This is a genomic window from Pararhizobium arenae, assembly GCF_001931685.1.
Lineage (GTDB): Bacteria > Pseudomonadota > Alphaproteobacteria > Rhizobiales > Rhizobiaceae > Pararhizobium > Pararhizobium arenae.
The window spans coordinates 425,881-440,387 of record NZ_MOOY01000004.1 but is presented as its reverse complement, the minus strand read 5'-3'; the positions used below and the strand labels follow the sequence as shown (position 1 = coordinate 440,387).

Genomic DNA, 14,507 nt, shown 5'->3' with positions numbered 1-14,507 from the left:
TCGATCACGTCCACATCAGCAGCAACAAAATGCCGGCGACGATCAGCACGCAGCCTGCCGCTTCCATCTTGGTAACGCGCTCGCGAAAAAGGAAGATCGAGGCCATGAAGGTAAACACCAGTTCGATCTGGCCAAGGGCGCGGACATAGGCGACCTGCTGCATCGCCATTGCCGTAAACCAGCAGGCGGAGCCCGTAACGCCGGCTATGCCGACGAGCGACGACGAGCGCCAGGAGCGCGCCACCTGAAGGATCTCGCCTTTGTCCTTGATCAGCATCCAGGCCAGCATGAACGCGGTCTGGAACGTCGTCACGCAGGCAAGCGTCACCGCCGCCTGCATGATGGGGTTCGGGCCGTCTAGCGAAAGCGCGGCTGAACGATAGGCGACGGCCGAGATGCCGAAGACCGCGCCGGAGGCGATGCCGACAAGCGCCGTGCGGCTGGTCATCGCGACAAGCAGGTTGCGCCATGACAACGGCATGCGTGCGACCGAGATCATCATTACGCCGAAGACGCCGACGATGATTGCCGCGATTGCGCCCGGCGTCAGCTTTTCCCCGAGCAGGATCAGCCCGAAGATCGCCGCCTGCACCGGCTCGGTCTTGGAATAGGCGGTTCCGACCGCGAAATTGCGCAAGGAAAACAGATAGACCAGCATCATCGTCGCGAAGATCTGAGCGAGGCCGCCGATGATCGCCCAGAGCCAGAAGGTGCCGTTCAGCGCCGGCAGACTGTAGCGCGCCACATAATGCAGGCAGATGACGTATAGGATAGCCAGCGGAAAGCCGTAACCAAAGCGCACGAAACTCGCGCCGGTGGTGCCGAGCGACGTCTGCAGATGCTTTTGAAGGGCAGACCGCAGGTTCTGGAGAAACGCCGCGGCGATGGTGATGACGATCCAGGCTTCCATGTAAGCCGGCTATCACGCGCTCCCGCCGAAATCCATCGTATAGAGGCATGTGGGCGCACAAATTCCTTTTTGCTTCCCGCCTGCCCCGTGCCATAAGAGCGCCCATGAACAAGCTCGACCGACAGCCGACCAAAGCCGATTTCGCCCACGTTACCGACTGGGTCTTCGATCTCGACAACACGCTCTATCCGCATCACGTCAATCTGTTTTCGCAGATCGACCGCAACATGACGGCCTATGTGTCCACATTGCTGACGCTGGAACCCGTGGAGGCCAAGGCGCTGCAGAAGCAATACTACCGCGACCACGGCACGACACTGCAGGGCCTTATGATCCATCATGGCATCGATCCCAACGACTTTCTCGAAAAGGCCCATGCGATCGACTATTCCGTCGTGCCGGCGGATCCAGCCCTCGGCGAAGCCATCAAGGCGCTGCCGGGCCGCAAGTTCATCTTCACCAATGGCAGCGTGCGCCATGCGGAAATGACCGCGCGGGCGCTTGGCATTCTCGAAAACTTCGACGACATCTTCGATATCGTCGCGGCCGACTATGTTCCGAAACCTGCGGGCGATACCTATCATAAATTCATGCAGTTGCACCGGGTCGATACCAAAAACGCCGCCATGTTCGAGGACCTGCCGCGCAATCTGCTGGTGCCGCGCGCGCTTGGCATGAAGACGGTGCTGCTCGTGCCGCGCAACCTCGAGTACGAATTTGCCGAAGCATGGGAAAAGACGTCGGACGAAGACGATCAGATCGATTACGTGACCGAAGACCTGACGGGCTTCCTGACAAGGCTGATCGGCTGAAAATAAGCGCCGCGAAAAAGCCGCGCTTTCGCCAAATATCTGAATTACCAAAGTTTAACTGGTCTGTCGGGCGGTCTCGGCTATCCTTTCTTTCAGGGACGAACTCTGAAAGGACATGCCATGACGACCAAGACACTTCTTCTCGGCTTCGTTGCCGCGACGATCGCGGTGACCGGCGCCGTCTCGCCAAGCCTTGCCGCCCGTGAAAAGCCAACCCGCGAACAGCGGGCCGAGTTCATGATCAAGCGGCTCGATGCCAACAAGGACGGCAAGGTTTCGCTCGATGAGGTCAGGGCCCGCACCGAGATTGCCTTCAAGGCGTTCGACACGGACGGCAACGGCCAGGTTTCGCAAGATGAAATGAAGGCCAAGCGCCAAGCATTCCGCGAGGCCCGCAAGGAATGGCGCGAATCCGGCAAGACGGAAGAAGCCCGCGCCGAATTCCGTGAGAAGATGAAGGACATCCGCCCGGCCATGCTGCCCGGCATGCGGCCCAAGGCATTCAAGCGAGTAGACGCGGACAACAACGGTTCGCTCAGCCTTGCCGAAGTGACAGAACAGGCCGGCAAGATGTTCAAGCGCCGTGATACGAATGGCGACGGCTTCATCGACGCCGCTGATTTCACCCGCAAGATTTAAACCAGAAACCCAGCCCGGCGACACAACGCCGGGCTGGGCTGCTCCATGAGCCTAGCTGTTGAGCCGCACTTCGCCCTCGTCCTCGCCATCCCAGTAATGGGCGCGCGTGGCATGCACCTTGATCAGCACGACGCCTTCGGTATCGACGCCATCCTTGAACCATTCATCGAGTTCCGGTGTCCAATGCTGCCTGAAGATTTCGCGATCACGGATCAGTTCGGCCTCGCCTTCCACCGCCACCAGAAAAGCTTTCTCGCCCTGGAAGGATAGCGCCACTTTCTTGTTGCGCTTGATGTCATCCACCATGCGGGAATCTTCCCAAGTGAAATAATAGGAATCGCCGTCATACTCGACGTCGCCATTGTTGCTCATCGGCCGGCCGGCGATCTCGCCACCTTCCGTATGGGTCGAGAGCATGGCGATGTCGATCTCGCGCATCTTCTTGGAAATTTCCGGCAGGCTGCGGTCGCTCATCGTTTCCTCCTGATGGTTGTCAGCGGTAGGAAACGCCGGGAAGGCCGGATAGTTCAAGGCGACAGAATTTAACGCGCGCCGGAAGCAATGGGCACCGCGGTCGGATCGACTTTTTCGTAGAAATCGGAAATGATTTTCCAGGCTTCATCCGCCGTTTCGACGAATTGCACGAGATTGATGTCGTCCGGCGCAATCGTGCCAAATTCGGCAAGTGCGTCGAAATTGATGATCGAGCGCCAGAATTTTTCCCCGAACAGGATCAGCGGCACCAGCGCCATGCGGCCGGTCTGCATCAGCGTCATCGTCTCGAATAGCTCATCCAGGGTGCCGAAACCGCCGGGAAAAACCGTCACGGCCTTGGCGCGCACGAGGAAGTGCATCTTGCGGATCGCAAAATAGTGGAAGTTGAAGCTCAAGTCCGGCGTAACGTAACGGTTGGGTGCCTGCTCGTGCGGCAACACGATGTTAAGGCCGATCGAAGGGGCGCCCACGTCCATTGCGCCGCGATTGCCCGCCTCCATCACGCCCGGCCCACCGCCGGTCACGACCACGAACTCCTTGTAGTCGGACTGGGCCGAATGCTCCGAACACAGCCGCGCGAATTTGCGGGCTTCCTCGTAATAGGCAGAAGCTTCCGTCAGGTTCTTGCGCTGGATCTCGTTCTTCGCCGCCCAGGCATCGCCGCCGGGCTCGGGAATGCGCGCCCCGCCGAACATCACGACGGTGGATGTGATGCCGCGCTCGGCCAGCATCATCTCGGTTTTCAGAAGCTCGAGTTGCAGCCGAACGGGGCGCAGTTCCTCACGGCTCAGAAAGTCGTCGTCGACGTAGGCGAGCCGGTAGGAGGGTGACATGGATTGCGGTGTCGGTGGCACGCCGGCGGCGCGGTGCTTGGCCTGCTGACTATCGACAAGGGGGTCCCAGACCCCGTCCTTGCGACGCAGATTACGCTTCTTCATTCTTGCCATGCTGAACTTTCCTTAACCCACGCCAAGCGCCTTACATGGCGATGGCATGCCCACTGGATGTCGCAGATACCGCCAATGCAAATCACCGGCGACCATTTCGCGACATAGGGCCTGCCTGAAGCTGACTGCAACCGAAAACCGCTTCAACTTTTCGGGATCATGCTCTACAGCAATTTCACGATATCCGCCGAAGCTTAAGGAATTCCGATGACGACCCATGCCGCCCTGTCGCAGACCATCGAAACCGCGTTCGACAATCGCGATGCGATCAACACCGCCACCAAGGGCGAAGTCCGCGACGCCGTGGAAACGGCGCTTGATCTGCTCGACAAGGGCGAGCTGCGCGTCGCCGAGCGTGGCAGCGACGGCAGCTGGACCGTTCATCAGTGGCTGAAGAAGGCCGTTTTGCTCTCCTTCCGCCTGAACGACATGGCAATCGTCGAAGGCGGGCCCGGCGGCTCGACCTGGTGGGACAAGGTGCCGTCGAAGTTCGATGGCTGGGGTGAAAACCGTTTTCGCGAAGCAGGCTTCCGCGCCGTGCCGAACGCTGTCGTGCGCCGCTCGGCCTATATCGCGCCGAATGCCATCCTGATGCCGTCCTTCGTCAATCTCGGCGCCTATGTCGGCGAAGGCACGATGGTCGACACCTGGGCAACGGTCGGATCCTGCGCACAGATCGGCAGCCACGTTCACCTTTCCGGCGGCGTCGGCATCGGCGGCGTTCTGGAGCCACTGCAGGCCGGCCCGACGATCATTGAGGACAACTGCTTCATCGGCGCCCGCTCGGAAGTCGTCGAAGGCTGCATCGTGCGTGAAGGCTCGGTTCTCGGCATGGGCGTGTTCATCGGCAAGTCGACCAAGATTGTCGATCGCGCGACCGGTGAAATCACCTATGGCGAAGTCCCGCCCTACTCCGTTGTCGTCGCAGGCTCGCTCGCGTCCGGCAACCTCATGGGCAACGGCCAGCCGGCGCCGAACCTCTATTGCGCCGTCATCGTCAAGCGCGTCGACGAGAAGACCCGCTCCAAGACCGGCATCAACGAACTGCTTCGGGATTGATGTGATGGCAGCCGCCGCATCGGAAAAGTCCATGCAGTGGCTGTTCTTCAGCCCCTCCGGCCGCATCAGTCGCCAGCCCTACGTCCTGGGCTGGCTGTTCTGGCTGGTGATCATGAGCTTCGCGCTCACCCGCGTTCTCGCCAATGAGGATGAACAGGGCACACTGATGCTCTGGACGGTGCTTACCCTCGTCTGCGGCATCGCCGCCACGGCCTCCACATTCCTGCTGACGATCAAGCGGCTGCACGATATCGGCCAGCAGGGTATGTTCGCGCTGTTTCTTTTCCTGCCGGTTATCAGCCCGCTCATGTTTTTCGCGCTCTGTTTCTGGCCCGGCAATGCCGGCCCCAATGGCTATGGCGCAAGAACCAATGAGCCGCAAAGCGGCGCCTAGATTAAAACCAATTCAAGAGGCAAAGTGCCGAACTCGGAGCCGGCGTATCCACGAAGGTCATGGCAGGGCGGTGACAGGCCGCCACCGATCGGATAAACAATCGGCGAAAAACAAACAGGCGTGCTTCATGTCCTCTACCGATCCGATCGCCAATCTCGCCACCCTCATCCGTTGCCCGTCCGTTACGCCCGCTGAAGGCGGCGCGCTTTCGGCGCTCGATGCCATGCTGTCTCCCCTCGGCTTCAAGGTCGAACGGATCACCGCAAAGGATGAGGCAACGCCGGATATCGAGAACCTCTATGCCCGCCTCGGCACGGATGGCCCGCATCTCATGTTTGCCGGGCATACCGATGTCGTTCCGGTTGGAAACGACGCCGACTGGTCTCACCCGCCCTTTGCCGCGGAAATCGCCGATGGCGAGATGTACGGTCGCGGCGCGGTCGATATGAAGGGTGGCGTTGCCTGCTTCGTTGCAGCGGTTGCACGCCACATCGAGAAGAAGGGCGCACCCAAAGGCTCGATCTCGTTCCTGATCACTGGAGACGAGGAAGGCCCGGCCATCAACGGCACCACGAAGCTTTTGCAGTGGGCCGCTGACAAAGGAGAGCGCTGGGATGCCTGCCTCGTCGGCGAGCCGACCAATCCTGACCAGCTTGGCGACATGATCAAGATCGGTCGTCGTGGCTCGGTCTCGGGAAAGATAACCGTTCATGGCGTTCAGGGTCATGCCGCCTACCCGCATCTGGCCGACAATCCGGTGCGCGGCGTTCTCGCTTTGACCAGCGCCCTGATGGATCCGCCCTTCGATGCCGGGACCGAAAATTTCCAGCCGTCCAATCTCGAAGTGACGACCATCGATGTCGGCAACACCGCCGTCAACGTCATCCCGGCCCGGGCGACGGCAAGCTTCAATATCCGCTTCAACGACACCTGGACCGCCGAGAGCCTGCAATCCGAAATCATCGCGCGGCTGGAGCGCGCGGCGAAGGAAAGTCCGCTTCGCTCCGGCCGCGAGCCGGTGAAGTACGAGATCGTGTGGGCAGAGCGCCCGAGCCATGTCTTCCTCACCCACAACGAGGCGCTGATCTCGTCACTTTCATCCGCCATCGAAGTGGCGATCGGCCGCAAACCGAAGCTTTCCACGACAGGCGGCACCTCGGATGCCCGCTTCATCAAGGATTATTGCCCGGTGGTCGAATTCGGCCTTGTCGGCCAGACCATGCATATGGTGGATGAACGGGTTTCGGTCGCCGATCTGGAGACCCTGACGCAGATTTACGAGACCTTCATCGACCGTTGGTTCAGCAATGCCGCAGCTTGAGGAAATCATCCATTACCTGAAAGGCATCTGGCTGCTTCTCAAGGGCGACAAGCGCGGCTTCGACTATCTTGATCTGTCGGCATCTGGCGTATGGCGTTCGTTTGCGGCGATCCTCTGGTGCCTGCCGGCAATGGCGGTCAACTGGGCCGCATGGCGCCTTTATTATCTGCAAACCATGCCGGAAGGCACGACGGCCGGCCTTTCCTTTATCCTCAAGCTAGCCATGATCGATATCGCCGCCTGGGTTCTGCCGCTGGTTCTGATCGCCGTTCTGGCAAAGCCGCTCGCCTATGGCGAGATCCTGGCGGATGTCATTGTCGCCTCGAACTGGCTGTCGATGCCGATCCTGTATGCCATGGCCATTCCGTCCGCGATCCGGCTGGTCGTGCCGGGAAGCGGGGAGCTGGCCGCGCTACTTTCCCTGCTTGCCCTGATCGTTTCCTTTACGGCGATCTTCCGGCTGATGAAGGCCATCGCAGAGCATACGTTGCTCGCCTCTGCTCTCACAGCACTCTCCATCCTGCCGCCGCTGATCATCGGCGAACTGCTGCAGCGGGCGCTGGGCCTGTTTCCGGGCTGAAATCAGTAATCGACCTGCATGAAGTAGAGCCCGTCGGGCGGGGCCACGGGCCCGCAGGCCTTGCGATCCCTCGCTTCCAGGGCAACGCGCACGTCATCCGGCGTCCACTTGCCCTCGCCCGCCAGTTTCAGCGTGCCAGCGAAGGAACGGATCTGGTTGTGCAGAAAACTCTGGGCCGTGGCCCGTATCTCGATCAGCTCGCCATCGCGGGTCACATCCAGCCGGTCGATGGTTCTGACGGGGCTGTTGGCCTGGCAATGGGCTGAACGGAAAGTGGTGAAATCATGCTTTCCCACCAGCATCTGCGCCGCGGCATGCATCGTCTCGTGATCGAGCGGCTTTACCACCCACCACGCGCGCCTGGCTTCCAGCGCCAGCGGCGAGCGCCGGCAGATGATCCGGTAAAGATAGTGACGTCGCAGCGCCGAAAAGCGGGCATCGAATTCATCAGGCACTTCGGCCGCGTCGAGAATAGCCACCTGCTCGCCATTCTGGCCGAGATGGGCGTTGAGCGCATTGCGCAGCGTCTCGCCCTTCCAGCTGCGCTGAAGATCGGCATGAGCAACCTGCCCGCGGGCATGCACGCCGGAATCGGTGCGCCCGGCACCGCGAATGGACACCGTCTCGCCGGTCAGGCTCAGGATTGCCTTCTCGATGGCACCCTGCACGGAAGGCCCATTGTCCTGCCGCTGCCAGCCGACATAGGACGAGCCGTCATACTCGATGATCAGGCGAAAACGCGGCATCAGTCTAGCCTTGTGCCGGCGGAAATGCATGTGCCGCGCCGGAACTCGTCTGCACCGAGCACCTTGCCGCCCGCTTTTTGCAGCCGCATCAGCCGCACCGAGCCCTCGCCGCAGGCAATCGTCAGATCGTCGGAAAGGACCGTCCCCGGCATGCCGCCTGTGGCTTCGACCGTGCTCGCAAGCACCTTGATCCGCTCGACCTTGCCGCCGATCTCAGCTTCGAACCATGCGCCGGGAAAGGGCGAAAGCCCGCGAATATGGTTGTGCACTTCAGCGGCAGGCTTTGAAAAATCGATACGCGTCTCGGCTTTCGAAATCTTGGCGGCATAGAGCACGCCGTCATCCGATTGTGGCGTCAGCGGCAGATCACCGGCTTCCAGCTTTTCCATGGCATCACGCATCAGGCTTGCGCCGACCAGCATCAGCTTGTCGTGCAACTCGCCCGCCGTCATATCCGGCCCGATGGCAACGGCCTTGGTCAGCGCGACCGGCCCCGTATCGAGCCCGATATCCATCTTCATCACCATCATGCCGGTCTCATGATCGCCGGCCATGATTGCCCTTTGGATCGGGGCTGCACCGCGCCAGCGCGGCAGGAGCGAGGCGTGGCCGTTATAGCAGCCGAGCCGCGTGCCGGTGAGGATAGCTTCGGGGAGCAGCAGGCCGTAGGCGACGACGACGGCGACATCGGCATCCAGTGCCCGGAATTCGGCGCGGTCTTCTTCCTGCTTGAAATTGAGCGGCGTGCGCACGGGAATGCCGAGCAGTTCCGCCGCCTGATGCACAGGCGATTTTTGCAGATCAAGACCACGGCGACCGCCCGGCCGTGGCGGCTGGGTATAGACGGTAACGATCTTATGGCCGGCCTGCGCCAGCACCGACAGCGTCGGCACGGAAAATTCCGGTGTTCCCATAAAGACGATACGAAGCGACACGGCGTGTTTCCTTCATAGGAGGCAACCCCGGAGGGGCGCAGGGCGCCACGATCGCAGCGCATGATAGGGCATCGTTCGACGCGAAGCCGTCAGATGGCCTTTGCGCCGCGAACCTTCGCGGCCTTGGTAAATTTGCGGATCACCATCTCGCGCTTCAGCTTGGAGATATGATCGATGAACAGCGTGCCGTTCAGATGGTCGATCTCATGCTGCAGGCAGGTGGCGAGCAGGCCATCGGCATCCACGCTCTGCGCCTTGCCATCGCGATCAACGTAATTGACCGTCAGGGCTGCCGGACGCTCGACCTCGGCATAATAATCCGGAATCGAAAGGCAGCCTTCCTCGTAGACGGAGCGCTCGTCCGAGGTGCGCACGATTTCCGGGTTGATGAAGACCAGAGGCGCCTTCTCCTCACCCTCCTTGGAAACGTCGATCACCAACATGCGGCGCGGCACGCCGATCTGGATCGCCGCCAGTCCTATGCCCGGCGCATCGTACATGGTTTCCAGCATGTCGTCGGCCAGACGGCGGATATCGTCGTTGACGGTCTCGATAGGCCTGGAAACCTCACGAAGAACCGGATCGGGCAGGATAATGAGCGGCTTGATGGTCATGGGCTCCCATAACCGATCTTAAAGGCGGATGGAATTCTCCCGGCGAAGAATTTTGGAGTTGGAACGCCACCCGACGCCTCGTCGCAATCAATGTTCTTGTTTTGATCTGGAAAACCGACGAAAATCTGTTAGCCTCGCGCCATGAATTCAGTCGCTCCCGATCCCATCCTCTTCCATCTCGGCACTTATCCTGTCGGCCCGACGCAGCTTCTGGCGGCGATCGCCGTTGTCCTTGCGCTCGCCGTCCTGCTTTTCCTTTCCAGCGCCCGCCGGCAAAGACACCGCGCCGAAGAAGCCAATGAGTGCATGGCCATGCTCCTCTCCGCCCAGACGGAAATGCAGGGCCGGATCGCCGCCATGACCGAGGTTTTCGGCGCACGGCAGTCGGAGCTCAACCAGTCGATCAACCAGCGCATTGATGGCATGACGCAGCGCATCGGTGCCTCGATATCGGAGCAGACCCGGGCGACCCACGAAAACCTGCGCCGCCTGCAGGAACGCCTCGCCGTCATCGACACGGCCCAGACCAATATCCAGTCGCTGGCCAAGGACATGGCCGGGCTGCAGCAAATCCTGTCCAACAAACAGACCCGCGGCGCCTTCGGCCAGTCCCGGATGGAGACGATCATTGCCGATGGGCTGCCGATCGGCGCCTATGCCTTCCAGGCCACGCTTTCCAACGGCGCGCGGCCGGATTGCACCATCCGCATGCCCAACGATCAGCCGGTGCTGGTCATTGATGCCAAGTTTCCGCTGGAAAGCTGGAACGCCATTCGAAACGCTGGCGCCAACAGCGAGGCAGTCCGGCTTGCCGGCCAGCAATTCCGTCGCGACATGGACGTGCATATCCGCGATATCGCCGGAAAATACCTCATCCAGGGCGAAACCCAGGACACTGCTTTCCTCTTTGTGCCCTCCGAATCGATCTTCGCCGATATCCACGAGCATTTCGAAGCGATCGTACAGAAAGCGCATCGCGCGCGAATCGTCATCGTCTCGCCGTCTCTTTTGCTCCTGTCGATCCAGGTCATCCAGTCGATCCTGCGCGACGCCCGCATGCGCGAACAGGCACATCTCATCCAGGGCGAGGTGATCCGCCTGATGGAAGACCTCGGTCGCCTTGACGAACGCATCCGCAAACTCCACGGCCATTTCACTGCGACGCAGAAGGATGTCGACGATATCCTGATCTCCTCCGACAAGCTGAAGCGGCGCGGCGCACGCATCGAGGCACTGGAACTCGAAAACGGCGCTCCGGCCTCCCCGGAACCGCGATCCACTGGCGAAAACAGATTTGGCCAGCTGAAGCTGAGGGTGGTTGACGAGGACTGATCCTCTCGGGCAGTGTCCCGCCAAAACCGCCAGCGGCCCCAGCGCCGCGCGCCAACATGCCGGGGAGGCTTTTCATGATCACTGTATTCGGTTCCATCAACATGGACCTGATTGCCACCACCCCGCGCCTGCCCAAGCCCGGTGAAACGCTGGCCGGGACCGGTTTCACCACCGCCGCCGGCGGCAAGGGCGCCAATCAGGCGCTCGCCGCGACCCGGGCCGGCGCCACGGTGCGCATGGCCGGCGCCGTCGGCTCCGATGCTTTTGCAACTGATGCGTTGGCTCTCATGAAGGACGCCGGCACCGATCTGTCCGCAGTAAAAGTTGTCGATGATGCGACCGGCACCGCCCATATCCTCGTCGGTGGCGATGGCGAGAACGTCATCATCGTCGTCGCGAGCGCGAACGGCAAGGTCTCGACAGAGGATGCACTCGCGGCGGTCGCCGCCATGGAGAAGGACGATACGCTCGTCCTGCAGCTCGAAGTCCCCGCGCCGTCCATCGAGGCGGCGCTCTCTGCCGCGAAGAAAGCCGGCATCCGTTCGATCATCAATATCGCGCCACTGACGTCAGATGCCGCCCGTCTCGGCCGCATGGCCGATATCGTCGTTGCCAACGAGACGGAGTTCGAACTTCTGGCCGGAAAAAGCGGGCTTGCCAGCGAAGACCGTATTGCCGAGATGCGCCGCCTTCATGATGAAACAGGCCAGACGATTATCGTCACGCTCGGCGCTGAAGGGGTTGTCGCGCTGCGTGACGGAACACTGCATACCGCCAAGGGCCTGAAGATCGAGCCGGTCGATACGGTCGGTGCCGGCGACACCTTCTGCGGTTATCTGGCCGCCAGCCTCGATGCCGGCCTCGATTTCGAAAAGGCGCTCCGCCGCGCCGCCGTTGCCGGTTCGCTCGCCTGCCTGAAGCCCGGCGCCCAGCCGGCCATTCCCCTTGCCGCCGAGGTGGAAGCAAGCCTTTAAAAACGTTTGTGGCAGCATTGCGCGATCCCGGCAGCCCTGCGCAAATCAGGGTTGCGGCGATCGGAGACACGGCGCTTCGCATTTCAAATAGCAAACGTCGCAAACCGGGAGAAAAGGCCGAACCGCCTTTAAAACCAGCCTTTTCTCCTTTCACGTTGTTCTAATTTTAATAAATTTTCGGCTATTCAGAACCCTGTGCAGCAAGCCGCGCCCCGCCGGGAAGCACTTGCGTTGCGATGTCTTAAAGACATCTGGCGCTCCATGATGGAGCATTTCCCAACATCTGTAAGCGTCCCGTTGCGGCCTCCCGACCGCCAGTCTCTTATCCCAAGGGGATTTTCATGCTCAAGTTCCAAGCCAAGTCCCTGGCGACAAAGCTCATAGCAGTAACGGGCGGCACGATTGCGCTCGTCCTGCTCGCATCCAATTTTGTGTTGATTTCTCAGACCCAGACCCGCGTCGAAACGCTGGTGCGCGACCAGGCTGAAGTTGAAGCCAAGGCGATCGCCTCGGGCATCGCCAGCGATATCGGCGAGCTTGCCGGCGCCGCTCGCGCCATGGCCGGCTCCATCGGCCTTGGTCATCAGAACAATTTCCTCGACCGCAAGGCCATCATCAATATGCTGCAGGCCAACGTCGAGCAGAATGCCTTCGCCTTTGGCAGCTGGTTCGCGGAAGCGCCGAACGCCGCCTTCGACGGCAAGGCTGAGGACTACATCGAGAAGACGGAATTCGCGGGCAGCAAGACGGGCGCATTCAACCCCTACTGGACCAAGAAGAAGACCGGCGGCATCTCGTTCTCCGCATTCGAATCCGATTACGAAGGACAGTGGTATTCGCTCGCCGCCAAGACCGGCAAGGGTGCCATGTCGGCGCCTTACGCTGAAACCACGACCGGCGAAAGCGTCTCGATGGCCTCCATCGCCTATCCGGTCATGTCCAACGGCAAGCTGATCGGTGTCAGCGGCGTGGACGTCGCTTTGAATTCACTGGCCGAAAAGGTCATGAAGCTGCAACCCTTCGGCACCGGCCGCGTGACCCTGCTTGCCCAGAACGGCAACTGGCTCGTTCCCCCGGTTCCGGATCTGCTGATGAAGCCCTATGACAGCACCGGCAACGAGGTGGTCAAGGAAGCGCTCGCAACGTCCACGATGGGTATCATTCCGAACCTCAAGTTCGACGAATTCGAAGCCTTCGATCGCATCGTCTATCCCTTTGCCCTGCCTGACATCAACACGACCTGGGTGGTTCTCGTCGACGTGCCGCGCAGCGCCATCGCCGCCCCGGTCAACGCCCAGACCTATATGATGATCATCGGCGGTCTCGCGGTCCTCGCAGCCGTCATGCTCGGCCTCTACTTCGCCGTTCGCCGCTTCGTCCAGAAGCCGCTCGCCAGCCTTGTCGCCGATGTCGAGATGCTTGGCCAGGGCCAGTACACCAAGCCGATCTCGGGCCAGGAGCGCACCGATGAAACCGGCTCCGTCGCAAAGGCGCTGGAAGGCTTCCGCCACCAGCTGGCCGATACCAAGCGCCTGGAAGCCGAGGCTCAGATGGAGCGTCGCCAGTCCGAGGAACAGCGCAGCCAGAGCGAGGCCGAACGGGCCCAGTCTACCGCCTTGCAGCGTGATATCGTCGCCCGCCTTGGCAAGAGCCTGTCGCATCTGTCTGCGGGCGATCTCTCCTACCGCATCGCCGACGATTTCCCGGGCGAGTACGCGCAGCTGAAGATCGACTTCAACGCCGCAATGCAGAGCCTTGAAGAAACCATCCAGACGGTCAACAACTCGGTTCAGAATATCGGCAACGGCACCGGCGAGATTTCGTCCGCCGCCAATGATCTGTCGCACCGCACGGAACAGCAGGCAGCAAGCCTCGAAGAAACGGCAGCCGCCCTCGATGAGCTGACCTCGCAGGTCAACGCCAGCGCCGACAACGCCAAGATCGCCGCTAAGTCGGTGGAATCGGCGAGCGGCGATGCCGAGAAGTCAGGCGAAGTCGTCCAGAAGGCAATTTCGGCGATGAAGGGCATCGAACAGTCCTCGGGCGAAGTCAGCCGCATCATCGGCGTCATCGACGAGATCGCCTTCCAGACCAACCTCTTGGCGCTGAACGCCGGTGTCGAAGCCGCCCGTGCGGGTGAAGCCGGCAAGGGTTTTGCCGTCGTCGCCCAGGAAGTCCGGGAGCTTGCCCAGCGCTCCGCAAATGCGGCGAAGGAAATCAAGGCGCTGATCAATACGTCTGCCGAACAGGTCCGCGAAGGTGTGGACCTTGTCGGCCAGACCGGCAGCGCCCTTCAGAAAATCGCCGATCAGGTCGTGCAGATCAACGGCCTTATCCGCCAGATCTCGTCGTCCGCTTCAGAACAGGCCGTCGGCCTCAAGGAAATCAACACCGCCGTCAACCAGATGGATCAGGTGACCCAGCAGAACGCCGCTATGGTGGAAGAAACCACGGCAGCCAGCGTCGCCCTTAACGAAGAGGCCCGCACGCTGAGCTCGCTCGTTTCCCGCTTCCAGGTCGGCCGTCAGGCTCAGTCTTCGGCCGACATGCTGCGCGGCACTGCCGAGCGCATGCGTGCGCCTGTCGCCCCCACAAGGGCTGCTCCGGCCGCCTACACGCCTGCCAAGCCCGCCCCTGCCCGCTACACGGCACCGGCCAAGGCGATGCCGCAGACGTCCGGCGCCAATGCGCTGGCGGAAGACAACTGGGAAGAGTTCTGATCGCATGACGATCGAGACATGAACGGAAA

Annotated in this window: 15 protein-coding genes; 9 read left to right on the top strand and 6 right to left on the bottom strand. The window is 61.2% G+C overall.

The window, feature by feature from the left end; translation table 11 throughout:
- Positions 1-4: 4 nt before the first annotated feature.
- Positions 5-910, bottom strand: a complete 906-nt coding sequence (locus BLX89_RS11480; protein ID WP_075291020.1) for a DMT family transporter — start codon at positions 908-910, stop codon at positions 5-7.
- Between the two features lie 104 nt (positions 911-1,014).
- Here BLX89_RS11480 and BLX89_RS11475 point away from each other — a divergent pair, with 104 nt between their 5' ends.
- Together BLX89_RS11475 and BLX89_RS11470 are read left to right on the top strand one after the other, a co-directional pair.
- Positions 1,015-1,722 (top strand): pyrimidine 5'-nucleotidase, encoded by a 708-nt coding sequence (locus BLX89_RS11475; protein WP_083637427.1) that lies wholly within the window; start codon positions 1,015-1,017, stop codon positions 1,720-1,722.
- 120 nt (positions 1,723-1,842) lie between these two features.
- A complete protein-coding gene (locus BLX89_RS11470) occupies positions 1,843-2,361 on the top strand; it encodes an EF-hand domain-containing protein (RefSeq protein ID WP_075291018.1) in 519 nt (172 codons plus the stop codon).
- Between the two features lie 51 nt (positions 2,362-2,412).
- Here the strand turns inward: BLX89_RS11470 and BLX89_RS11465 are convergent, their stop codons facing one another.
- Positions 2,413-2,835, bottom strand: coding sequence for a pyridoxamine 5'-phosphate oxidase family protein (locus tag BLX89_RS11465; RefSeq protein WP_075291017.1), 423 nt, complete (start codon positions 2,833-2,835; stop codon positions 2,413-2,415).
- Positions 2,836-2,903: 68 nt separating this feature from the next.
- Positions 2,904-3,803: an LOG family protein gene (locus BLX89_RS11460; protein WP_075291016.1), complete on the bottom strand. Its 900-nt coding sequence runs from the start codon at positions 3,801-3,803 to the stop codon at positions 2,904-2,906.
- Positions 3,804-4,010: 207 nt separating this feature from the next.
- On the opposite strand from BLX89_RS11460, the gene dapD reads away from it, so the two are divergent.
- The 4 genes from dapD to BLX89_RS11440 all read left to right on the top strand — a co-directional run bounded on the left by dapD (position 4,011) and on the right by BLX89_RS11440 (position 7,157).
- Positions 4,011-4,862 carry a 2,3,4,5-tetrahydropyridine-2,6-dicarboxylate N-succinyltransferase gene (gene dapD / locus BLX89_RS11455; RefSeq protein ID WP_075291015.1) on the top strand — a complete coding sequence of 284 codons (852 nt, stop codon included), beginning with the start codon at positions 4,011-4,013 and terminating at the stop codon, positions 4,860-4,862.
- Between the two features lie 4 nt (positions 4,863-4,866).
- Positions 4,867-5,256 (top strand): DUF805 domain-containing protein, encoded by a 390-nt coding sequence (locus tag BLX89_RS11450; RefSeq protein ID WP_075291014.1) that lies wholly within the window; start codon positions 4,867-4,869, stop codon positions 5,254-5,256.
- Between the two features lie 127 nt (positions 5,257-5,383).
- Positions 5,384-6,577, top strand: coding sequence for a succinyl-diaminopimelate desuccinylase (dapE, locus tag BLX89_RS11445; protein ID WP_075291013.1), 1,194 nt, complete (start codon positions 5,384-5,386; stop codon positions 6,575-6,577).
- Complete coding sequence (locus tag BLX89_RS11440; RefSeq protein ID WP_075291012.1) at positions 6,564-7,157, top strand: hypothetical protein; 594 nt, start codon at positions 6,564-6,566, stop codon at positions 7,155-7,157. Before dapE ends, BLX89_RS11440 begins: the two co-directional genes overlap by 14 nt.
- A gap of 2 nt (positions 7,158-7,159) precedes the next feature.
- Here BLX89_RS11440 and truA read toward each other — a convergent pair whose 3' ends face one another.
- From truA to def, 3 genes are all read right to left on the bottom strand, one after another.
- On the bottom strand, positions 7,160-7,903 hold the full coding sequence (gene truA / locus BLX89_RS11435; RefSeq protein ID WP_075291011.1) for a tRNA pseudouridine(38-40) synthase TruA: 744 nt from the start codon (positions 7,901-7,903) through the stop codon (positions 7,160-7,162).
- On the bottom strand, positions 7,903-8,838 hold the full coding sequence (gene fmt / locus BLX89_RS11430) for a methionyl-tRNA formyltransferase (RefSeq protein WP_075291010.1): 936 nt from the start codon (positions 8,836-8,838) through the stop codon (positions 7,903-7,905). The genes truA and fmt overlap by 1 nt, the downstream gene beginning before the upstream one ends.
- A gap of 89 nt (positions 8,839-8,927) precedes the next feature.
- Positions 8,928-9,452 carry a peptide deformylase gene (gene def / locus BLX89_RS11425; protein ID WP_075291009.1) on the bottom strand — a complete coding sequence of 175 codons (525 nt, stop codon included), beginning with the start codon at positions 9,450-9,452 and terminating at the stop codon, positions 8,928-8,930.
- Positions 9,453-9,593: 141 nt separating this feature from the next.
- On the opposite strand from def, the gene BLX89_RS11420 reads away from it, so the two are divergent.
- The 3 genes from BLX89_RS11420 to BLX89_RS11410 all read left to right on the top strand — a co-directional run bounded on the left by BLX89_RS11420 (position 9,594) and on the right by BLX89_RS11410 (position 14,478).
- Positions 9,594-10,784, top strand: coding sequence for a DNA recombination protein RmuC (locus tag BLX89_RS11420; RefSeq protein WP_083637424.1), 1,191 nt, complete (start codon positions 9,594-9,596; stop codon positions 10,782-10,784).
- Between the two features lie 74 nt (positions 10,785-10,858).
- A complete protein-coding gene (locus BLX89_RS11415; RefSeq protein ID WP_075291008.1) occupies positions 10,859-11,758 on the top strand; it encodes a ribokinase in 900 nt (299 codons plus the stop codon).
- Positions 11,759-12,099: 341 nt separating this feature from the next.
- Positions 12,100-14,478 (top strand): methyl-accepting chemotaxis protein, encoded by a 2,379-nt coding sequence (locus tag BLX89_RS11410; RefSeq protein WP_075291007.1) that lies wholly within the window; start codon positions 12,100-12,102, stop codon positions 14,476-14,478.
- Positions 14,479-14,507: the final 29 nt, after the last annotated feature.